Origin of the sequence: Dokdonella aquatica (assembly GCF_051987395.1) — a bacterium.
Taxonomy (GTDB): Bacteria; Pseudomonadota; Gammaproteobacteria; order Xanthomonadales; family Rhodanobacteraceae; genus Dokdonella.
Genome location: NZ_CP197094.1, coordinates 3,376,569 through 3,398,477 on the forward strand (window position 1 = coordinate 3,376,569; position 21,909 = coordinate 3,398,477).

Annotated in this window: 16 protein-coding genes; 10 read left to right on the plus strand and 6 right to left on the minus strand. The window is 69.5% G+C overall.

Annotation, left to right across the window (positions count from 1 at the left end):
- Positions 1-22: 22 nt before the first annotated feature.
- From ACQQ2N_RS15105 to ACQQ2N_RS15145, 9 genes are all read left to right on the plus strand, one after another.
- Positions 23-358 (plus strand): HesB/IscA family protein, encoded by a 336-nt coding sequence (locus ACQQ2N_RS15105; protein WP_440222403.1) that lies wholly within the window; start codon positions 23-25, stop codon positions 356-358.
- A 217-nt stretch (positions 359-575) separates the two neighbouring features.
- Complete coding sequence (locus tag ACQQ2N_RS15110; protein WP_440222404.1) at positions 576-785, plus strand: cold-shock protein; 210 nt, start codon at positions 576-578, stop codon at positions 783-785.
- 112 nt (positions 786-897) lie between these two features.
- A complete protein-coding gene (locus tag ACQQ2N_RS15115; RefSeq protein ID WP_440222405.1) occupies positions 898-1,158 on the plus strand; it encodes an RNA recognition motif domain-containing protein in 261 nt (86 codons plus the stop codon).
- A gap of 28 nt (positions 1,159-1,186) precedes the next feature.
- Complete coding sequence (locus tag ACQQ2N_RS15120; protein ID WP_440222406.1) at positions 1,187-1,873, plus strand: hypothetical protein; 687 nt, start codon at positions 1,187-1,189, stop codon at positions 1,871-1,873.
- A gap of 7 nt (positions 1,874-1,880) precedes the next feature.
- Entirely contained in the window at positions 1,881-2,762 is an 882-nt protein-coding gene (locus ACQQ2N_RS15125; RefSeq protein ID WP_440222407.1) for an alpha/beta hydrolase family protein, read from the plus strand.
- Between the two features lie 61 nt (positions 2,763-2,823).
- Positions 2,824-3,879 carry an NADH:flavin oxidoreductase/NADH oxidase gene (locus ACQQ2N_RS15130; protein ID WP_440222408.1) on the plus strand — a complete coding sequence of 352 codons (1,056 nt, stop codon included), beginning with the start codon at positions 2,824-2,826 and terminating at the stop codon, positions 3,877-3,879.
- A 46-nt stretch (positions 3,880-3,925) separates the two neighbouring features.
- Positions 3,926-4,807 (plus strand): pirin family protein, encoded by an 882-nt coding sequence (locus ACQQ2N_RS15135; RefSeq protein WP_440222409.1) that lies wholly within the window; start codon positions 3,926-3,928, stop codon positions 4,805-4,807.
- A gap of 76 nt (positions 4,808-4,883) precedes the next feature.
- The gene (locus ACQQ2N_RS15140; protein ID WP_440222410.1) at positions 4,884-5,222 is read left to right on the plus strand and encodes an Mpo1-like protein; all 339 of its coding nucleotides are present in this window, start codon (positions 4,884-4,886) and stop codon (positions 5,220-5,222) included.
- 38 nt (positions 5,223-5,260) lie between these two features.
- On the plus strand, positions 5,261-5,635 hold the full coding sequence (locus tag ACQQ2N_RS15145) for an RNA-binding S4 domain-containing protein (protein WP_440222411.1): 375 nt from the start codon (positions 5,261-5,263) through the stop codon (positions 5,633-5,635).
- Positions 5,636-6,291: 656 nt separating this feature from the next.
- On the opposite strand, the gene ACQQ2N_RS15150 is transcribed toward ACQQ2N_RS15145, so the two are convergent.
- A complete protein-coding gene (locus ACQQ2N_RS15150) occupies positions 6,292-7,590 on the minus strand; it encodes an NTP/NDP exchange transporter (RefSeq protein WP_440222412.1) in 1,299 nt (432 codons plus the stop codon).
- 7 nt (positions 7,591-7,597) lie between these two features.
- Positions 7,598-8,527, minus strand: a complete 930-nt coding sequence (locus tag ACQQ2N_RS15155; protein WP_440222413.1) for an aldo/keto reductase — start codon at positions 8,525-8,527, stop codon at positions 7,598-7,600.
- Between the two features lie 127 nt (positions 8,528-8,654).
- Here ACQQ2N_RS15155 and ACQQ2N_RS15160 point away from each other — a divergent pair, with 127 nt between their 5' ends.
- On the plus strand, positions 8,655-9,569 hold the full coding sequence (locus ACQQ2N_RS15160) for a LysR family transcriptional regulator (RefSeq protein ID WP_440222414.1): 915 nt from the start codon (positions 8,655-8,657) through the stop codon (positions 9,567-9,569).
- A gap of 550 nt (positions 9,570-10,119) precedes the next feature.
- Here the strand turns inward: ACQQ2N_RS15160 and ACQQ2N_RS15165 are convergent.
- From ACQQ2N_RS15165 to ACQQ2N_RS15180, 4 genes are all read right to left on the minus strand, one after another.
- Entirely contained in the window at positions 10,120-11,316 is a 1,197-nt protein-coding gene (locus ACQQ2N_RS15165) for an acyltransferase family protein (RefSeq protein WP_440222415.1), read from the minus strand.
- A gap of 13 nt (positions 11,317-11,329) precedes the next feature.
- Positions 11,330-13,873 (minus strand): DNA mismatch repair protein MutS, encoded by a 2,544-nt coding sequence (gene mutS, locus ACQQ2N_RS15170; RefSeq protein ID WP_440222416.1) that lies wholly within the window; start codon positions 13,871-13,873, stop codon positions 11,330-11,332.
- Between the two features lie 142 nt (positions 13,874-14,015).
- Positions 14,016-15,077 carry a hypothetical protein gene (locus ACQQ2N_RS15175; RefSeq protein WP_440222417.1) on the minus strand — a complete coding sequence of 354 codons (1,062 nt, stop codon included), beginning with the start codon at positions 15,075-15,077 and terminating at the stop codon, positions 14,016-14,018.
- A gap of 201 nt (positions 15,078-15,278) precedes the next feature.
- The gene (locus ACQQ2N_RS15180) at positions 15,279-21,776 is read right to left on the minus strand and encodes an IPTL-CTERM sorting domain-containing protein (protein ID WP_440225776.1); all 6,498 of its coding nucleotides are present in this window, start codon (positions 21,774-21,776) and stop codon (positions 15,279-15,281) included.
- Positions 21,777-21,909 lie beyond the last annotated feature (133 nt).

Here is a 21,909-nt window from a genome sequence, read left to right on the forward strand (position 1 = left end):
ACGCCTTCCACGGACAACGGCCATGTCGATCCAGCTCACCGATGCCGCGCTCCAGCGCATGCACGACTTCCTCGCGCGTGATCCGTCCGCGGTGGGCGTGCGTTTCGGCATCAAGCGTACGGGCTGCTCGGGCTACGCCTACACCGTGGACCTCGCGCGCGACGTCGCGGATGGCGACAGCGTGATCGACCAGGATGGCGTGCGCGTGCTGATCGACCGCAAGGCGCTTCCATTCGTCGACGGCACCGAGATCGACTTCCAGCGTCAGGGTCTCAATGCCGCGTTCGTGTTCCGCAATCCGAACGCGACGGGCGAGTGCGGCTGCGGCGAGAGCTTCACGGTCGGCCCCGCGGACTGAAAAAGTTCATCCGGAAGGGACTTTCGGGGCTATCGCATCACCGAAAAAGTTGGTATAGACTCGGCCCCGCTGTGTTTGCACGGTCGCGTTTGCCCGTGGGCCGATGCCGGGATCTCCGCTTCGTCGACTGCTCTCCGAGCCCTGCATTCCCAGTGTAGTTGGGAGGCCCCCTTGTCGGGGCACTGGGCGTTCTACGTTATTGTTTTGGAGAGTTTCAATGTCGGATCGTCAGGTCGGCACCGTGAAGTGGTTCAACGAGAGCAAGGGTTTCGGTTTCATCAGCCGTGAGAACGGCCCGGACGTGTTCGTGCATTTCCGCGCGATCAACGGCTCGGGTTTCCGCACGCTGCAGGAAGGACAGCGCGTGAGTTTCAAGGTCGTGCAGGGCCAGAAGGGCCTGCAGGCCGAGGACGTCACGGCGGCCTGATTTTCCCCGCTCGCCAAGCTTTCGCGTCGGGGCCGCGGCGTTCACGCCGCGGCCCCGTTGTTTTTCAGGGATTCGTAGCCATCTCCGGTGGCTTGCCCACGACAGGATGCCCATGATCACTCTCAACGTGCGCGGTCTGCCGCGCGAGACCACCGAGCGTTCGCTCACCGAGCTGTTCGGCAAGTTCGGCAAGGTGCACAAGCTCAAGATGGCCATCGATCCGTTCAAGAACGAGTGCAAGGGCTTCGCCGAGCTCGCGATGGAAGGCCACGAGGCGCGCGCCGCGATCGCCGGACTCGACGGCAGCTTCCAGGAAGGCGGCGCGCTTCGCGTGAGCCTCGCGAGCGATCGTCCGCAGCGCGGGCGTCGCTGATCCACGACGGCGGCCGGGGAGGGCACGCATGATCGAACGTTCGAAGTCCCTGCACGCGACGGCGGCCTTCGCCGTCGCGATGCTCGCCGCGTGCTCGGGCAAGCCGCAGGAGGCTGCCCCGCAGCCGTCTGCATCGCAGGCCGCGCCTGCGCCCGCCGCCACGGTCGAGGCGATCGCTTCGGCGCCTCGCGTACGCGGTGTCGTCGAAGCGCGTGAAGGCTTCTTCACGGCGTGTGGCGAGACCACGCGCCGGCGCATCACGAGCATCGGCGACGGCGTCGCCGATGCCGTGAGGACACTCGATGCGAAAGGCGAGGCACCGCGCTTCGTGATCGCCGAAGGTCGTCTTTCGGGTCAGGACGGTGTCGAGCTCGACGCGCTCGAACTCGCGGGTACCGATGCATGGACTTGCGAGTCGCGCCTCGACGGCATCGCCTATGCCGCGCGCGGCGCGCAAGGCGAATGGTCGGTCGAAGCGACCGCCTCCGCGACGACGCTTGTCGCCGCACCCGGTGCGGCACCGCTGGTCGTGCCGTACGTCGCGCCGCGCATGGAGCGCACCGCGCCACCGTCCGAGGGGCCTGTCGCGATCACGATCGAGCGCGTGCCGTGCGAGGAACCGCTGACCGGCAGCGTCTACGGCTGGAAGGCCACGGTCGTCCATGGCGGCCGCACGCTGGTCGGCTGCGCCTGGCACGGCGACCTGCGCCGGTGAGCGCGCGGTGACACTGGCACCGATCTCGGCCCCCGAGGTTCGTGTCGAACCGGTCGTCGCCCCGGATGGTGCGCGCGCCGAACTCATCCTCGTCGCGCCACCCGCACCGCGTGCCGCGCTGCTGTGGATTCCCGCGCTCGGCGTGCCCGCGAAGCATTACAAGCCGTTCGCCGAGGCGCTCGCCTGCCACGGTATCGCGGTCGCGATCCACGAATGGCGCGGCGTCGGGTCGAGCGACCGGCGCGCCTCGCGTCGTGTCGACTGGGGTTACCGGGAGCTGCTCGAGGCCGACCTGCCCGCGAGCGAAGCCGTCGCGCGCGCGGCGTGGCCCGGGTTGCCGTGGATCATCGGCGGGCACAGCCTCGGCTCGCAGTTCGCGAGTCTGCACGGTGCACGGCGTGGCGGCGACGCGTTCGCGGGCCTGCTGCACGTCGCCAGCGGTGCACCGTACTGGCGCACGTTCCCGGGCAAGCGCGCGATGCTGTGGTGGCTGTTCCACGTCATGCCGCTGCTGACTGCCGTCGTCGGCCATTTCCCGGGGCGTCGGCTCGGCTTCGGTGGCAACGAGGCGAGCACGGTCATGCGCGACTGGGCGCGCACGGGGCGCCTCGGACGCTACGTGGTGCCGTCGGTCGCCTTTGAATTCGAGGCCGCGATGGCGCGTTTTGCCAGGCCCCTGCTCGCCGTGCGCATGCGTGACGACTGGCTCGGTCCACGAGCATCGTTCGACTGGCTGCTCGGCAAGTTCCCTGCGGCCGGCATCGAACGCGTGCTGCTTTCGCCCGACGTCTTCGCCAACGGCGAGGCCACGCACTTCTCGTGGATGAAGGCCTCCGAGCCCGTCGCCGCTGCGGTCGATGCCTGGCTCACGCGCGACGTGCTCGGCTGACGCTTGCGGCCGCGCACGCGTGGCCCCAGATCGGCCGACTCCCGCCGTCCGGAAACTCCCCATGCTGTTCGAACCGCTCGCGTTGCGCGACGTGTGCCTGCGCAACCGCATCGGCGTCTCGCCGATGTGCCAGTACTCGGCCGTCGACGGCCTGCCGCAGGACTGGCACTTCGCGCATCTCGGCGCGCGCGCGACCGGCGGCGCCGGCCTCGTCATCGCCGAGGCGAGCGCGGTCGAGCCGGTCGGACGCATCTCGCCGTTCGACACCGGGCTCTGGAACGACGCGCAGGTCGAGGCGTGGTCGCGCATCACGCGCTTCATCGCGTCGCAAGGTGCGGTCGCGGGCGTGCAGCTCGCGCACGCCGGGCGCAAGGCCAGCGTCGATGCGCCGTGGCGCGGCGGCAAGCCGGTGCCGGCGGAGCAGGGCGGCTGGACACCGGTCGCGGCATCGGCGCTCGCCTACTCGGCCTCGAGTCCGGTGCCCGATGCGCTCGACGCCGACGGCATCGCCGGCATCGTGCAGGCGTTCGCCGCGTCGGCCGAGCGTGCGCTCGCGGCCGGCTTCGAACTCGTCGAGATCCATGCCGCGCACGGTTATCTGCTGCACGGCTTCCTGTCGCCTCTGGCCAACATGCGCGATGACGCCTGGGGCGGCGATTTCGCGAACCGCGTGCGCCTCGTGCTCGATGTCGTCCGCGCGGTGCGTACACGCTGGCCCGAGCGCCTGCCGCTGTCGGTGCGCCTGTCGGCGACCGACTGGGCCGACGGCGGCTGGGACGTCGAGGAGAGCATCGAACTCGCACGCCTGCTGCGTGGTGAAGGCGTCGACATCGTCGACGTGTCGAGCGGCGGCCTCGTGCCGACGCAGAAGATCGTCACCGGCCCCGGCTACCAGGTGCCGTTCGCGGCACGCATCCGCAACGAGGCCGGCATCGCGACCGCGGCGGTCGGCCTCGTCACCGAGCCTGCGCAGGCGCAGGCGATCCTCGACGCCGGTCAGGCCGACCTCGTCCTGCTTGGTCGCGAGCTGCTGCGCGACCCATCGTGGCCGCGTCGCGCCGCGCACGTGCTCGGTGCGCCGCTCGACGCGCCACCGCAGTACGCGCGCGCGTGGTGAGCGGCGCGCTAAGCTCGCGCCTTCCTTCGCCCCCGCCGGAGCCGTGATGGAAACGTCCAACGTCAAGCTGATCCCGCCGCGTGAGCACGACCTCGGCGACGGCTTCGTCGTGCGCCGCATGGTGCCGTCGATGCAGGCGCGCACGATCGGCCCGTTCGTGTTCTTCGACCACATCGGTCCCGTCGAGATGGCGCCCGGGCGTGGCGTCGACGTGCGTCCGCATCCGCATATCGGCCTGTCGACGATGACCTACCTGCTCGAGGGCGTGTTCACGCACCGCGACAGCACCGGCGTCGTGCAGGACATCCGCCCCGGCGAGGTCAACTGGATGACCGCGGGCCGCGGCGTCGCGCATTCCGAGCGCACGCCCGCGATCGAGCGTGCGCAAGGCCATCGCATGCACGGCGCGCAGTTCTGGGTCGGCCTGCCGCAGGCCGATGCCGAGGTCGCGCCGTCGTTCTCGCACCACGACGTCGACGACCTGCCCGAATGGATGACCGACGACGGTGGCGTACGGCTGCGCCTCGTCGCTGGCGAGGCCTTCGGCCACCGCTCGCCGGTGCCGGTCTACTCGCGCCTGTTCTGCCTCGACGTGCGCCTCGACGACGGCGCCGCGTTCGAGCTTCCGCCCGAGCATGCCGAGCGCGCGATCCAGGTCATGGAGGGCACGCTCGAGGTCGACGGCCTCGAGATTCCGATGCACCGGCTCGCCGTGGTCGCCTCCGGCGCGACGGTGCGCATCGTCGCGAGTGGCACCGCGCGTGCGATCGTGTTCGGCGGCGATCCGCTCGACGGCGAGCGCTTCGTCTGGTGGAACTTCGTCGCGGCCTCGCGCGAGCGCATCGCGCAGGCGAAGGACGACTGGGCCAACGGCCGCTTCGACGCCGTGCCCGGCGAGACCGAGTTCATCCCGCTGCCGGAGCGCTGAACGATGCCGCGCCGCACGAGGCGTCCGCGCGCGGTCGGCGCTATGCTGCACGCCTGATCCTCCGCGGAGACGAGCCATGAGCCAGTCCACCACGTCGACGCCCGCCGCGCCCGCGCGCCGCTACGACACGTTCCGGGCGTTCTATCCGTTCTACCTGTCCGAACACGCCAACACGACGTGCCGCCGCCTGCACTTCGTCGGCAGCTCGCTCGTTCTCGGCATCGTGCTGCTCGCGATCGCGAGCGGCAACGCATGGTGGCTGCTGCTCGCGCCTGTCGCCGGCTACGGCTTCGCGTGGGTTGGCCATTTCGGCTACGAGAAGAACAAGCCCGCATCGTTCAAGCAGCCGCTCTACAGCTTCATGGGCGACTGGGTCATGTACTGGGACATCCTGCGCGGGAAGATCCCGTTCTGAGCACGAAGGCCGCGACACCGGGCGCCTCCGCGAACGGCGTGCGCCTCGACATCTGGCTGTGGGCCGCACGCTTCTTCAAGACGCGCAGCCTCGCCAAGCAGGCGATCGAAGGCGGCAAGATCGACGTCGACGGCGAACCCGCGAAACCCGCCAAGACCGTTCACGAAGGCCATCGCCTGCGCATCCGCCGCGGCGACGAACGCCTCGAGGTCACGGTCGTCGCGCTGTCGTCGATGCGCGGCCCTGCACCCGTCGCGCAGGCGCTCTACGAGGAAACGCCCGAGAGCCGCGCCACGCGCGAACGCGACCGCGAGATGCGCCGCCTCACCGGCGCCGGCCTCGCGCATCCGCAAGGCCGCCCCGACAAGCACGCACGGCGGCAGATCAGGGAGTTGAAGGAAGGACTCGAGTAGGTCGAGGTCCGTGCGCGGACGTTGTTCGCGTCTTCGGGTGCTGCGTGTTGCCGAAGAAGTTGAAGGCGGAATCTGCTGAGGGGACTCTTCACGATGTTCGTGATTGGCCTCGATGTGCTCCGCCGTGCCGAATACTTGACCACGTCATCCCGGCGAAAGCCCACGGCTGTCCGGGGAAAATCCGCGCACTACGTCGCGCCGTCAGCCGGGCTCTCGCTTGGTGTTTCCCGTCGTTCGGTGTCGCGCGACCGAACAGGCTCGACGTGTCCTTCCGGCGTCGCGTTGCGCTTGAGCCCCTCGCCCTCCGGGAGAGGGGTTGGGGAGAGGGTGCGGGATCGAGACTACGTCTGATCATCGTCACGATTCCGGACCCTCATCCGGCCCTGCGGGCCACCTTCTCCCGGAGGGAGAAGGGAAGAACGTGCGCGATGCCGTGTTGCCGCGAAACGAGTCGGCATCTCGGCATTCGTCGATGGAAGCCTGGCGCGGCGACGCTTTCCGGCCCACGCTTCGAACGTCCCCCGGACAGCCGTGGGCTTCCGCCGGGACGACGTGCAGGAGAGGTCGTCGTCACGTGACGCCTCGTTCTCGGACGCCACTCCGTTGAACACAAGCGCACGGCGCATGGAACGGCGATGCGCAACCCGATCCACCCCTCACCCCGCCCCCGTGATCTCCGCCTCCCGCCGCTTCTGCGCCCGCCCGAGCCAGCCGCCCGTGACCGCCCATACGAGTGCGAGCACCGAGCCGATGACCATCGCGAGTGCGGGATGGTCGGCGAGCAGGTCGAGGCCGCGCTTGGCCCAGCCGCTGACCGCGTCGCCGCCGCGGTAGACCACGGTGTCGATAAAGTTCTTCGCCTTGTACTTCTGTTCGGCGGAGACGACGGTGTAGAGCATCTCGCGGCCCGGGCGCACGAGCGCGTACTCGCCTGCGCGGCGTACGACCATGACGACGACGAACACCGCGAACACGGGCGCGAACGCGAGCCACAGGAAGCCCGCCGCGATGACCAGCGGCACCGCGACGAGCAGCACGCCGACGCCGAGGCGCTGCGCGATGCGTCCCGTGAAAAACACCTGGGTCAGGATCGCGAGCGTCTGCACCACGGTGTCGATGAGGCCGAACACCTGGGTCTGCTTCGTCTTGTCGGGGAAGTTCTCGGCGACGAGGCGCGCCTGCTCGAAGTACAGGAACGTGTTCGCGGTCGCGAGCAGCAGCACGAACGCGCCGATGCCGAGCAGGTAGGGCGACTTGAACACGGCCGTCGCACCGGCGAACGGATTGCCGCCGAGCGGACGCGCACGGTCGGCATCGTGTGCAGAGACGGCACCCTGGCGATCGCGCCAGCGGTGCATGTAGGCCGCTGCACCGATCGCACCGACGAGGGTCGCCGCCGACAGCACCATGAGGCCTGCATGCCCGAGCGGTGCGACGAGCGCGGTGCCGAGGATCGGTCCGACCAGGCCGCCCGCGCTCGCGCCGCCGGCCATGAGCGCGAAAAGGCGCTTGGCCTGGCCCGGCGCGAACACGTCGGCGAGCGTGCTCCATGCCAGCGAGATCGTCAGCATGTTGAACACGGAGATCCAGATGTAGAACGTGCGCGCGATCGCGAGGTCGTCCGGCTTGATCGCGAAGCACGCCGCGAACACGAGCATGTTCATCGCGAAGAAGCCGAACGTCCACGCGAGGATCGTGCGCCGCGCGACCTTCGAGGCGAGCCAGCCGAACAGCGGCAACGCTGCGAGGGTCGCCACGAACGTGCCCGTGAACAGCCATTGCAGGTTGTCGACGCCTCCCGCGACGCCCATCGTCTCGCGCACGGGCCGCAGCATGAAATAGCCCGTGAAGACGAGGAAGAACAGCAGCAGGCCCGCGCCGACGGCGGGGGCCTCGTTCGTGTCCGTGCCGAACAGGCGCGTGACGAGGCGGGCGAACGGGGACGTCGTGGTCATCGCGTGATCAGCCCAGCAGCGTGGTCAGTTCCTTCTGCTGCTTGTCGTCGAGCAGCGGTCCCGTGCCGGCCTTGAGCTGGTCGGCCTGGCGGTCGGGTCGGCTCGTCGCCGGAATCACCGCGGTGACGGCCGGGTGGCTGATCGCGAACTTGAGGAACATCTGCGACCACGAGGTCACGCCGACCTCGCCGGCCCATGCGGGCAGCGGCACGTCCTTGACCCTTGCGAACAGCTTGCCGTCGTCGAACACGCGGTTGACCAGCACCGCGACGCCGGTGTCGCGCGCGAGCGGCAGGATGGTCTTCGCGGCGTTCGACGAGTTGGCCGAGTAGTGGATCTGGATGAAGTCGAGCTTTTCGGCGCGCATGATCGCCTCGAGCTCGGGCAGGCCGCTGTCGATGTAGTGGGTGACGCCGATGTAGCGCGTCTTGCCCTGTGCCTTGAGCTCGCGCGCGTACGGCAGCTGGATCTTCCACTGGCGCAGGTTGTGGACCTGCAGCAGCTCGACCTTGTCGGTGTGCAGGCGCTCGAGCGAGGTCGCCCACTGCGCCTCGGCGTCGGCGCGCGAGTCGGCCGCGATCTTGGTGGCGAGGAAGGTCTTGTCGCGCCAGCCGCCTTCCTTGAGCAGGTCGCCGAGCACGGTGTCGGCGCCCGAGTAGTTCGGCGAGGTGTCGAACACGCTGCCGCCGCCGTCGAAGAACACCTTGAGGACCTTCTTGAGCTCCTCGTACTTCTCGCTGCCCTTGGTCGCCTCGAAGCTGCCCGAGGTACCGGCGCCGATGACCGGGATCTGCTCGCCCGTCGACGGAATCGGCCGTGTCAGCAGCTTGTCCGGCGAGGTGGCGGCCCAGGCGTCGTCGAACAGCGAGCGGCCGACGGTGAGGCCGAGGGCGGACGCGGTGAGGCTCGTGGCGAGGAACTGGCGACGGGTCGTCATGGGCGGACTCCTTGAGGCGGATCGCGCGCGGCGTGGCGCCGCACGCAGGGGGAAACCCGAGACTCGACGATTGCGGCGGGTCCGGAAACCCTTCATAAAGCGAATCAATTTCAAAAGAATTGCGAAGATGAAGGCATTCGCCGATCTGCTCGTGTTCGTGCGCGCGGTCGAACTCGGCAGCCTCTCGGCGGCTGCGCGCGCACTCGAGCTTACGCCGGCGTCGGCCAGCGTCGCGCTCAAGCGCCTCGAGGCCGAACTCGGCGTGCAGCTCGTCGCGCGCTCGACGCGCAACCTGCGCGCGACCTCGGAAGGCGAGCGCTTCCTGCGCGCCTGCCGCGAGGCCTTGCGCGTCATGGACGAGGCCGAGGACGTGCTGCGCGGCGACGGCGCCGAACTGCGCGGACGCCTCACGCTGTCGGCACCGTCGGATCTCGGCCGCAACCTGCTCGCCGGCTGGCTCGATGCGTTCCTCGCCGAGCATCCGCGCCTGCAGCTGCGCATGGACGTCTCCGACCGCATGGCCGACGTCTACCGCCAGCCGTTCGATCTCGCGATCCGCTACGGCACGCCGCCCGATTCGCAACTCGTCGCGGTGCCGCTGCTCGCGAACTGTCGGCGCGTGCTGTGCGCCTCGCCGGCCTACCTCGCACGTCGCGGATCACCCGCGACGCCCGAGGCGCTCGCGACCCACGACTGCCTGCGCTTCGTCGTGCGCGACGGCATCCACCAGCGCTGGACATTCCAGTCGCCGGCCGGCGACGCCGTCGCGATGCAGGTCCGCGGCGACCGCGTCAGCGAGGACGGCGACCTCGTGCGTCGTTGGGCGCTGGCCGGCCACGGCATCGCCTACAAGTCATGGCCCGACGTCGCCCACGATGTCGCCGAAGGCCGCCTCGTCGTGCTGTGCCCCGACTGGATCGGCGAACACGCACCGCTCAACCTCGTCTGCGCCGACCGCCGCCTCGTCAACCCGCGCGTACGACGCCTGCGCGATTTCCTGCGCGCACGCTGCGCGGAACTGCCGGTGATGCCGGGGGGGTGATGTTGTCTCGGGGACATGCGCTTTCGCCTTGGCGCACCGTCGCCTCGACTCTCCCCACACCACGTCATTCCGGCGGCTCTCGACAGCCGAATGGCTGGTTAAGCCGGAGGCGCTTCGCGACAGTATGAGGCGCGGGTCATCCACTCGATCGCGTCCGATTCTGTGTCTCGTCATTCCTGCGAAAGCCGGAGGCGCTTCACAACAGCGCATAGCGCTGGTCATCCATTCAAGCGTTGCAGAGGGGAGGCGGGCGTCGTGCATCTTCGAGAGGCGCCTGCTCATCCGGAGCGCACTTCAAGTCGCAGCGCTCAAGGGGATCCCGGCTTCCGCCGGGATGACGTTGTTTCTCATATGTGCTGCGTCGTGAGGGACGTGCGTCATCACTTCGGCGCGCCGTCGACTCGACAACACCATCCCACGTCATTCCGGCGGCGCTCGACAGCCGAATGGCTGGTCAAGCCGGAGGCGCTTCACAACAGCGCAAAGCGCTGGTCATCCACTCAAGCGCCGCAGAGGAAAGCGGGGGTTGCGCTTCTCGTGAACCGCCTGCTCATCCGGAGCGCACTTTCGAAACGCCCGAAGCCTTCACCCACCTCCGACGCAGCCACACGTTCATCGGATCCGACCACACCCGCGCGAGCAGCGCGCCGAGTCCCCATGCCGCGAGCACGGTCGGGACATGCCACAGGAAGCCGAGGTGCTTGTCGGCACCGAAGGCCTGCCACAGCGTGACCACGGAGAACACGACGAACATGTGGGTCAGGTAGATCTCGTAGCTGCGGCGGCCCATCGCGGACAGCCAGCGCAGGCCGCGCGGCATCGCGGGCGGCGCGATGCGGGCTTCCCACTGCAGTGCGACGACGAGCAGCGCGGTCGACAGCGTCAGCGCGAGCACGTAGCCGTTGCCGACCCACGGCCACAGCACGTAGCCGAACAGCATCACCGCGGCGATGCCGACGCTGCCGAGCGCGCCGAGCAGCAGCACGAGTACGCGCGGTGCGGCGTACCAGCGGTCGCAGGCGATCGCGGCGAGCACGCCGGCGGCGATCGCGGCCATGCCGGGCAGATAGGCTTTCTCCTGCCAGATGTCGTTGCCGGCGAGTGCGGCGCGCGTGGCCGGCAGCGACAGCGCGAACACGGCCAGTGCGACGACGAGCACGGCGCGGCTGCGCAGCAGCAGGCAGGCGAGCGGGAAGCCGAGGTAGAACGCCTCCTCGATCGACAGCGACCACAGCACGTCCCAGCCGCCCGGCAGGTAGCCGGTCACGCCTTCGTACCAGTTGAGGTGCAGCCCGGCGACCGCGAGCACGGCGCGCGCGAGCGACTGGCGCTCCGTGTCGATCACGTAGTGCGGCACGCCAAGCACGTGCAGCAGGGCGAGCACGCCGACGACGAGCACGAGCGAGGGCAGGATGCGTGCCGCACGCATCGCGTAGAACGCGCGCAGGTCGATGCGGTCGAGTGCGCCCCAGCGTGCGAGCGCGTGGCTCGTGATCAGGAAGCCCGAGACCACGAAGAACACGAACACGCCTTCGTAGCCGTTGTACATGAGCGAGCCCAGGAAACGCCGCGGCAGCCAGGTTTCGAGCCAGCCGTCGCGGAGCGGGATGCGCAGCGCGAGGTGGTGCACGACGACGAGCAGGATCGACAGCCCACGCAGCAGGTCGATGCCGTCGAGGCGTGCGAGAGCCGTGCGCGCACCGTCGCGGGCATCGCCGGCGTGCAGCGCGGTGGCGAGGTCGGTCATCGCCACGCTGCGCTCAGAGCATCTTCTTGAGGCGGTAGACGAGGTCGAGCGCGGCGCGTGGGCTCAGCTCGTCGCCGTCGACGGCGCGCAGCGCTTCCTCGACCGGCGACGGCATCGGCGGCGCGAACAGGCCGAGCTGCGGTGTCGACGCGACCGCCTGCGTCGCCGCCGCGGATGCCGCCGGAACCTCGTGCGCACCCGATTCGAGCGCGAGCAGCACGCGGCGTGCCTCGGCGATCACGGGTTTGGGCAGGCCAGCGAGCGCGGCGACCTGCAGGCCGAAGCTGCGGTTGGCCGGGCCGTCCTTGACTGCGTGCATGAAGACGAGCTGGTCGCCGTACTCGACCGCGTCGAGGTGCACGTTGGCGATCGCGTCGTACTGCTCGGGCAGGCGCGTGAGCTCGAAGTAGTGCGTCGCGAACAGCGTGAACGCGCGGTTCGTTGCGGCGAGGTGGGTCGCGCAGGCCTGCGCGAGGGCGAGGCCGTCGTAGGTGCTGGTACCGCGGCCGATCTCGTCCATGAGCACGAGGCTGTGCGCGGTCGCGTTGTGCAGGATGTTGGCCGTCTCGCTCATCTCGACCATGAAGGTCGACTGCCCGCGCGAGAGGTCGTCACCCGCGCCGATTCGCGTGAAGATGCGGTCGATCGTGCCGATCGTCGCGCGTGACGCGGGCACGTAGCTGCCGACGTGCGCGAGCAGCACGATCAGCGCGTTCTGGCGCATGTAGGTCGACTTGCCGCCCATGTTCGGGCCGGTCACGACGAGCATGCGGCGCGCGTCGGAGAGGTCGAGGTCGTTCGGCTCGAACGGGTCGTCGCGCACCTGTTCGACGACCGGATGGCGCCCGCGCTCGATGCGGATGCAGGCCGCGTCGACGAGCTCGGGCTCCGACCAGTCCAGCGCGTGCGCGCGGTCGGCCAGCGCGGCGAGCACGTCGAGTTCGGCGATCGCCGCGGCGGCCGACTTGAGCGCGCCGAGGCGCTCGCCGAGCAGATCGAGCAGTTCCTCGTACAGCGCACGCTCGCGCATCAGCGAGCGTTCGCGTGCCGACAGCACCTTGTCCTCGAAGCCCTTGAGCTCCTCGGTGATGTAGCGCTCGGCGCCCTTGATCGTCTGGCGGCGCGTGTAATGTGTCGGCGCCTTGTCGGCCTGGCCCTTGCTGATCTCGATGTAGTAGCCGTGCACGCGGTTGTAGCCGACCTTGAGCGTGGCGATGCCGGTCGCGGCCTTCTCGCGCTCCTCGAGGTCGATCAGGAACCGGTCGGCGTTCGTCGACAGCTGGCGCAGCTCGTCGAGCTCGGCGTCGAAGCCTTCGCGGATCACGCCACCGTCGCGCTGCAGCGCCGGCGGCAGGTCGACGATCGCGCGGGCCAGATGTGCAGCCGTGTCGGCGTGCTCGCCGAGATGGTCGAGCAGCGCGTCGACGAGCGGGCTGTCCGCACCGGCGAGGCGCTCGCGCAGCGCCGGCGTGCGCGCGAGGCCGTCGCGCAGCGTGGACAGGTCACGCGGGCGCGCCGAACGCAGCGCGACGCGCGCGAGGATGCGCTCGAGGTCGCCGATGCCGCGCAGCTCGTCGCGCAGGCGCTCGCCGGCGTCGCCGAGCAGCGCGCCGATCGCGTGGTAGCGGCGCCTGAGCACCGTGCGGTCGCGCAGCGGGCGGTTGAGCCAGCGGTGCAGCAGGCGCGCGCCCATCGGCGTCACGCTCGCATCGAGTACGCCGAGAAGGGTCACGTCGCGGTTGCCCGAGGCGTGCCAGTCGAGTTCGAGATTGCGGCGCGTCGCGGCGTCGAGCGCGATCGTCTCGGCCGCACTCTCCGCCGCGAGTCCGGTCAGATGGGGCAGGGCGGCCTTCTGCGTGTCCTCGACGTAGCCGAGCAGCGCACCGGCCGCGCCGATCGCGAGTGCGAGGCCGTCGGCGCCGAAGCCGGACAGGTCACGCGTGCCGAAGAACCGGCACAACTCGCGACGACCGGTCTCGCCGTCGAAATGCCAGGGCGCGCGCTTGCGCAGGCCTGGCAGCGAGGTCACGACATTCGGCCACGCCACATCCTCGCCGACCAGCGTCTCGACCGGTTGCAGGCGTGCGAGCTCGGCCGCGAGTGCCTCGGCCGTCGCGACCTCGCAGAGCAGGAAACGCCCCGCCGTGAGGTCGACCCAGGCCAGGCCGTAGCCGGTGCGGCCCGCGCTGATCGCGAGCAGCAGGTTGTCGCGGCGTTCCTCGAGCAGCGCCTCGTCGGTGACCGTGCCGGGCGTGACGATGCGCACGACCTTGCGCTCGACGAGGCCTTTCGCGAGTGCCGGGTCACCGATCTGCTCGCAGATCGCCACCGACTCGCCGAGCTTCACGAGGCGCGCGAGGTAGCCTTCGGCCGCGTGGTAGGGCACGCCGGCCATCGGGATCGGCGCGCCGGCCGAGTTGCCGCGCTGGGTCAGCGTGATATCGAGCAGTCGCGCCGCCTTGCGCGCGTCGTCGTAGAACAGCTCGTAGAAATCGCCCATGCGGAAGAACAGCAGCACGTCCGGATGCTCCGCCTTCGCGGCGAAGAACTGGCGCATGAGCGGGGTGTGTTCGGCCGTGTTGATGGCGGCACCGAAGGCAGCGACGAGGGGCCGCGAAGTCTAGCGCAGCGCGTCTCCGCCGCGGCCGGTTCATGTGGATGCCGGAGCGTCCGCATGCCGCGGCCCTCGCGGCACGGCGTCACTCGAAGCCGTGGCGCAGGATCACGTCGCCTGGACGCCATGACGGCGCGCCGATGCTGCCCACGAGGCCGGTCTGCGGACCGCCGATGACCTGCAGCGGCGCGGCGTTCCCGCTGGCCGTCGCGTCGAACACCACAAGCCGGGCGCCGACTGCGCTTTGGTTGTTGCTGATCGCGACGACGAGGCGACCGTCCGGCGTGAGGTTGACGCCGCTGGGTGCGGTGCTCGCATCCAGCGTGAGCTGCGTGGCAGGTCCGGAGATCTCGCGCAGCGGTGCGGCGTCGCCCGTGGCCTGGTCGTCGAAGAACAGGATGCGTACCGCGTTTCCGCTGTCGGGAGCAGGGGCGATCGTCGCGATGACGAGCTCGCCGCGCGCCGCGTCGTGCGCGAGTCCACCCAGCCAGCTGCCGAAGCGCGTCTGCGCTCCCTTCACGATGCGCTTCGGCGCGGTGTTGCCGCTGTCGGTGCGGTTGAACACGAGCAGCTTCGGCGCATACGGCGCCGCGGGGTCGGTATCGACGAGCGCGATCTCGTCGGTGGCCGCGAGATAGGCCATCGCGTACGGGTAGTTGAGCTCGGTGACGCTGCCGGATCCACCGCCCCAGGACAACGAGCGCAGCCGTGCTGCCGACGTCCCCGATGCCGTGAGTTCGAACGCAGCCGGGCAGCATCCGCTGCTGATGGTCAGCAGCTCGCCGTGCGCGGTGTCGACGGCCAGCGTGCGAACCTGGCCGAGGATCGGCGGCGAGAGCACGCGCAGCGGCGCCGCGTCGCCGCTCGCGGACTCGGGATAGACACGGATGGCCTGTCCCCAGAAGTCGGCGACATAGAGCACGCCCTCGATCGGTTCGTGGACGATCGCTATGCCGCCGACCAGCGTCGACGTCGGTCCGCCGAGCGTGCCGAGGGGCGCGACGTTGCCGTTTGCCGTATCCGCGAATCCCCGCACGAGCGCGGTCGAATTCGTGCTGCCATACCCACCGATTAGGATCTCGGCATGGGCGACGGTGGTGGCGACCGACAGCGCGAGGCTGGCGAGCACGAAGCGGATGCGTGTCATGGCGGGCTCCAGGGGGAGCCTCTTGTTACGCAGGATGGCGCGGCATTCCGCAATGCCGATGCGTCGGCGCAGATCCGGCGACGCGCGCGGGTGGCGCGCGTGCCGACGGCATGTCCGATCCGCATGACCGAGCATCGTGGTGCGCCGAGGCCGCGGAGGGCCTGCGACGACGGGGCATCCATGCCTTGAGGCCGTTCCCCGTCAGATCACCTGCCGCTTGCGACGCCACGCACCGAGGCCGCCCATCAGCAACGCCATACCGAGCAGCGACCACAGGTCGAGCGTCGGCACGGCGACCGGCGGCGGGCCGCCTAGGACGTAGACGAACGTGGTCGGGCCGGGGCCGTTGTCGGGATCGTTCGAGACACCCGACGCATCGTTGAGGCCGTCGCCGTCGCTGTCGTAGTGCACGACGGCCTGGTTGCTGATCGGGCCGGGCACGGTCGCGACGACGTCGGCCTCGATGAGAATCGTCACCGACGCGCCCGCGGCGAGTGCGCCGTTCCAGCGCACGGTGTTGCCGGCGAGGTCGACGACACCGCCCGAGGCGCTCGCGCTGGACAGCGCGAGTTCGGCCGGCAGCACGTCAACGAGTTCGTCGCTGCCCGGTGCATCGACCTGCGGGCCCGAGCCCGCGTTGTGCAGCACGATCTCGTAACGCACGGGCTGCAGCGGCGTGCCGACCTGCACGATGCGCTTGGCCGCCACGAGCAGGGCGGACGCATCGTCGTCGAGGATCGTGCCGGTCGCCTCGGCGCGCGCGAGCGTGACGGTGGCCGGCTGCGGCGCCGACAGTGTGAGCGTGAACGTCTCGTCCCCTTCGACGAGGGTGTCGCCGAGGATCGGCACGCTGATCGTCTGCGTTTCGCCGTCGGTGCCGGCGAACGTGAGCGTGCCCGACGTCGCCGTGTAATCGGCCGGCGCGGTCGCGCTGCCGTCGGCGGTCGCATAGGCGACGTCGACGCCACCCTCGACCGCTCCGTCGAGCGTGACCGTGAACACGAGCGCGGTCGTGCTGGTGTCGCCCTCGACGATCGAGGCGTCGTCGATGCGCAGGCTGGCCTGGTCGTCGTCCTCGTTGGTCACGGCGACGTCGTCCGCGTCGACGCCCTGGTAGGCCGGATCGCTGCTCGTCGCGGGCGCGGTCACGATCGTGTAGGCGATGTCGCCGTCGACCATGTCGTCGTCGACACCGGTCACGGTGACGGTCTGCGCGGTGTTCCAGTTCGTCGCCGTGAACACGAGCGAGGTCGGCGAGACCGTGCCTTCGGTCGTGTCGCTGCTCGACAGGCCGATCGTGACGTCGGCCGTCGGTGCGCTCGCGAGCACGACCATGAACGTGACCGTGCCGCCGGCTTCGGTCGTGACGAGGCCGCTGGTTGGCGTCACCACGATGCCGCCGTCGTTGTCGGTGATGTGGACATCCACGCTCGCGATCGAGATCGTGTCGTAGCCGCCGCCGCTCGCCGCGTGCGTGATCGCGCCGGTGTGGGGGCCTTCGGGCAGCGTGTCGTCGACGGCGTCGACCGCGACGGTCTGCGCGACATTCCAGTTCGCCGACGTGAACACCAGCGAGGCCGGTGTTGCGGTGACCTGCGCATCGGCCGTCGCGGTGATCGTGACGGGCGACGTCGGCGCACTCGTGAGCACGACCGTGTAGCTCGCACCGGCACCGCCTTCGGTGACGTCGAGCGACGTCGGCGTCACGGTCACGCCGGCATTGTCGTCGTCCTCGTTGGTGACGCCGACGTCGGCCGGATCGATCCCGTGGTAGGTCGCATCGGCGCTCGTCGCGGGGGCGGTGACGATCGTGTAGGCGATGTCGCCGTCGACGACGAGGTCGTCCACGCCGGTCACGGTGGCAGTCTGTGCGGTGTTCCAGTTCGCGGGCGTGAACACGAGCGAGGCCGGTGCGACGGTGCCTTCGGTCGTATCGTTGCTCGACAGGCCGATCGTGACGTCGGCGGTCGGCGCGCTTGCGAGCACGACGGTGAACGTGGCCGTGCCACCGGCTTCGGTCGTGACGAGGCCGCCGGTCGGCGTGACGAGGATGGCCGGTGCCGCGTCGTCGTTGAGGATCGTGCCGGTCGCGATGTCGCTCACGTCCACGGAGGCGTTCGACGAGCTGCTCATCGCGAGCGTGAACGTCTCGTCGGCCTCGTGGCGCTGGTCGCCGTTGATCGTGACCGCGATCGTCTGTGTCTCGCCTGCGTTGCCCGCGAACGTGAGCGTGCCCGATGCGGCGACATAGTCGTTGTCGGTCGTCGTCGCGGTGCCGTCGGCGGTCGCGTACGCGACCGTGAAGCCGCCTTGCACGGCGGCATCGAGCGTGGCCGTGAACGTCATGACCGAAGTGCCCGTATCGCCTTCGGCGAGGTTCACGTCGGCGATCGTGACCGCGGCGCTGTCGTCGTTGAGGATCGTGCCGGTCGCCGCGCCGCCGGGTGTGGCATTCGGATTCGACACGCTGCCGAGCGTGACCGTGAAGGTCTCGTCTTGTTCGACCCTGGTGTCGCCGTTGATCCTGACCGCGAGCGTCTGCGTCTCGCCTGCGGTGCCCGCGAAGGTCAGCGTGCCTGCCGCGGTGATGTAGTCGCCGTCGGCGACCGTGGCGGTGCCGTCGGCCGTCGAGAAGCCGACCGTCGTGCCGCCCGGCAGTGTGTCCGCGAGCGTGACCGTGAAGATCATCGACGTCTCGCCGGTATCGCCTTCGACGAGGCTCGCGTCGCCGATCGTCAGCGTCGTCACATCGTCGTTGAGGATCGTGCCGATGGCCGTGTCGGTGATCGTGACGCCGCTGTTCGACACCGTGTTCATCGACACCGTGAAGGTCTCGTCCGGCTCGACCACGGTGTCGCCGTTGATCGTCACGTTGAACGTCTGCGTCTCGCCCGCGGTGCCGGTGAACGTGAGCGTGCCGGTCGTGGCGACGTAGTCGTTGTCGGCGGTGGTCGCGCTGCCGTTGGCGGTCGCGAAATTGACGGTGAAACCGCCCTGCACGGCGCGGTCGAGCGTCGCGGTGAACGTCATGGGCGACGTGCCCGAGTCGCCCTCGGCCATCGACGCGTTGGCGATCGTCACGGCGGCGGTATCGTTGTCGAGGATCGTACCGGTCGCCGTGTCGCTCGTGGTCACGGTGAAACCGCCGGCGCTCGTGAAGTTGGTCATCGCGACCGTGAACGTCTCGGTGCCTTCGACGACCGCGTCGTCGAACACGGGCACCACGAACGTGCGCGTCTGGCCGGCGAGCCCCGTGAAGGTGAGCGTGCCGCCGGTCGGCAGCACGCCGCCGACGTAGTCGGCTGCATCGGTCGTGCCGGGCGAGAGCGTCCAGTCGACGCTGAAGGCGCCGCCCGTGGCGTTTCCGAGCGTCGCCGTGAAGATGAAGCTGCCGCCTTCGGTCTGTATCACGTCGGCGATCGTCACCGCCGTGGCGTCGTCGTTGAGGATCGTGCCGATGGCCGTGTCGGTGATCGTCACGCCGGGGTTCGAGACCGTGTTCATCGAGACCGTGAAGGTCTCGTCGGCCTCGACCTTGGTGTCGCCGTTGATCGTGACCGTGAACGTGCGCGTCTGTCCGGCCGCTCCGGTGAAGGACAGCGTGCCGGTCGCCGCGACATAGTCGTTGTCGGCTGTGGTCGCCGTGCCGTTGGCGGTCGCGACGTTCACGGTGAAGCCGCCCTGCACGGCGTTGTCGAGCGTCGCCGTGAACGTCATGGCCGTGGTGCCCGCATTGCCCTCGGCCACGCTCACGTCGGCGATCGTGATCGCCGCGTTGTCGTCGTTGAGGATCGTGCCGGTGGCGGTGTCGGTGATGATCAGCGAGCCGGGCGCCACCGTGCCCAGTGCGCTCGGGAACAAGACGCGGAACGTCTCGTTCGACTCGACCTTGGTGTCGCCGTTGATCGTCACGTTGATCGTGAGGGATTCGCCTGCCGTGCCCGAGAAGATCAGCGTCCCGCTCGCGGGCAGGTAGTCGCCGTCGGCGACCGTCGCGAAGAGGTCGGTCGTCGTGTAGTCCAGCGAGAAGCCACCCTGGACGGCCTGATCGACCGTCACCGTGAACGTCATCAGGCTCGTGCCGGTGTTGCCCTCGGACATGCTCACGTCACCGACGGTGATCGTGGCGGTGTCGTCGTTGAGGATCGTGTGGATCGTGGTCGCCTGCGCGCCGATCACGGCGCCCTGCGGTGCCGACAGCGTGAGGCCCAGGGTCTCGTTCGCTTCGACGATCGCGTCGTTGGTGACCGTGATGCCGCTCGCGATCGACACGAGGGCGCCGTCGGCGGTTCCGACGGGTACCGTGATCGTGCCGGTCAGGTTGTAGTCGGCCGCGGTCGCCGTGCCGCTCGTGACCGATACGGTCGCGCGCGTCGGCAGGCGCGTCGGCTGGCCGTCGCTGGTGGTCACGCGCAGCACGTTGCCGATGCCGGCGGCTTCGGCTGCACTGCTGGTGGGCGCGGCGAACTGCAAGGTCACGACGGGCGAAGCGAACGGCGACTCGACGCTGCCGAGGTCGACCGTACCCTGCTGGATGCGTGCATTGCCGGGCTGGTCGACCGTCGCACCGCCCACGCTCGCGTTGTCGCCCGTGTTGGCGGCCAGACTCGATGCGGACGCGATCGGGAAGTAGGGCGGCGAACCCGTCAGTGCGCCGAGGCCGGGATCGCCCGTCAGGTAGTTCGTCCACGCGATGCCGCAGGGCTGCGACGGGTGGTCGTTCCCGATGAGGTTGGTCGTGCCACTGCTGAAGGTCAGCGGGGCGGCGGTTCGCGAGCAGTCGGTCGGTGCGTTGTTGGCGACGATCGTGTTGGCGAGCAGGGTCGTGGACTGGGCCACGAGCCCCGCCGCGCCGCTGCTGGCGCTGTTGGTCGCGATCGTCGTGTTGATGAGGGTCGTGTCGCCGGCGGCGGCGAACACGGCGCCGCTACCCATAGCCTGGTTGGTCGCCACGGTGCTGTTGTGCAGCGTGAGGCTGCCCTGGTTGAACACGGCACTGCCGTTGGCCTGGGTCAGGTTGCCGGAGAGCGTGCTTCGGCTGAGCGATGCGCTTCCGCCGACGGTGACATGCAGTGCGCCGCCCTGGTTGGCGGTGTTCTCGCGCAGGACGGAACGCGTCGCGTTCAACGAGCCGGCATTCCGGATGGCGCCGCCCGAGGTCGTGGGGACGCTGCCGCCCGACAGCGTCACGCCGTCCAGGCTCAGGTCGCCGCCGCTCGTGATGTCGACGAGGCGGAACGCCGGCGTGCCGGCCGCGGTGTCACGCGCAAGGGCTCCGTTGGCGATCCGCATCGACGACGTGATCGGCGGAAGCGCCGTAAGCGTCGCGAACGGCGTGGCGAAGGTCACGGTTTGGCCGCCGAGCTGGATGTCGTCGTCCGGGCTTCCGTTGAGGTTCGCGCAGCGCACGGCATCGCGCAGGTTGAGACGTCGCACGCCGTTGGTCGCGCCGCCAAGCGTGTACGGGAACGCGAAGCTGCTGCAGCTCGACGTCTGGCGCTCGTAGGCGCCCATGTCGATCCTCGGCGACGCACCGGCGCCTGCGTCCGTGACGTTCGGATCGTCGACGCGACGCGTCGCGCCGGCGAGGTCCAGCGGCAAGGCGTAGAAGCTGTCGCCTGCGTCGATGGCCGGCGAGAACGGGCGCAGCGACCAGTCGTACAAGGCCGGGTTGTAGTTGAGGCCCGTGTTGGCCGCCGTGGGGTTCACCAGCGGATTCACGAAGAAGTCCTCGGCCGTGTAGCCGGTGTTGATCGTGGCGCCGGCGAAGCCTTCCGCTGCCGTGTGCGTGACGGTCGCGAACGTGCCTACCAGACTCCCGCCCTGGTTGCCCCAGACGATGCTGTTGCGGATCGCAGAGGTCACGACGGAAGGCGCAGCGGCGATCGCCACGCCTCGTCCACCCGCGATCGTGGTGTTGATGACGGTCAGGTTGTCGGCATCGTTGTTGACGTAGATCGCACTGCCCGATGGTGCGGCATTGCCGGCGAACAGGCTGTCGCGAACGGTCAACGGAGCGGTGACATCTTTCGAAACGGCGCCGCCGAAACCGCCGGCCACGTTGCCGAGGAAATGCGAACGGTCGATGCTCAGCGCTCCCCCCGAGAGCTGGGTATTGATCGCGCCGCCATGGCCGCCCGCCTGGTTGCGCTGGAACAGCGAGTCGGCGACTGCCACGACCGAGTTTCCGGTCGCCAGGATGGCGCCGCCGCCGTAGGCCGGTGCCGTGTTGTCGAGAAACCTCGAGTTGACGACGGTCAGTGCCGCGCTCGCGACCCGGACGGCGCCTCCGTCACTGATCCCCGCGCCGCCGCCGTTCGAAAGCGTGAGGTTGTTCAGCACGAGGTTGCCACCCGAGGTGACGGCCAGGAAGCGGAAGCCCGTGGCGCTCGATCGCGTGATCGTGCCGTTGCGGATCGTGACTGCCGTCGTGATCACGGGCAGGGCGAGGCTTTCGCCCGTGTCCGTGAAACTCGCGCTCGTGAACGTGATCGTGTTCCCGCCGAGGTCGATCGTATCAGCGCCGGGACAGTTGGCGCTTTGCGCCTGCTGCACGGCCGTGACGAGTTGCGCAGGCGTCGCGATCGACGGGGGAATGAATCCTGCGCACGTGCTCTGGGCCTGTGCGGCGACCGACCCCGCGAGTGCGAGGCACCCGATGACCCACGTCGCCACGGCGCGTGCCGTGCGCGGAAGCATGTTCTTCACGATGACATCCCCTGAGCGAATCAAACCAGGCGTCGCGGCCGCCGACGGGTGCCGGCCACGGACGATGCGGAACTAGACTGGGCCGGCCTGCCTTGGCAGAAGCGACGAACGGCGAGCATTCCTG